The following is a 244-nucleotide window of genomic DNA, read 5'->3' on the forward strand; positions in this document are numbered from 1 at the left end:
GCAGCCGCCAGGGCACGGGGTCGTCGCTCACCTCGACGACATAGGCGACGTCCCGGGCGAGATGGGCGAGGCAAGTCTGGTGCGCAGCCGCGTGGCCCTGCTGTGCGGTGTAGCGATCCGAGATCCACACCGCGGGCCGGTGGCCGTCCATCATCTTCCGCACCACGATGGCGCCCCGCGTCGGCGAGGCCGTGTGCACCACCGCGTCGGCCGCGTGGAACACCCAGTGGTAGGCGTTGCTGCC

Annotated in this window: 1 protein-coding gene; it reads right to left on the reverse strand. The window is 71.7% G+C overall.

Features of this window, described 5'->3' with window-relative positions; all coding sequences use genetic code 11:
- Window positions 1–244 (reverse strand): transposase (locus FV242_RS34245; protein ID WP_147942063.1); only part of this gene is annotated, 244 nt, incomplete at both ends.

The organism is Methylobacterium sp. WL64 (assembly GCF_008039945.1).
Classification (GTDB): domain Bacteria; phylum Pseudomonadota; class Alphaproteobacteria; order Rhizobiales; family Beijerinckiaceae; genus Methylobacterium.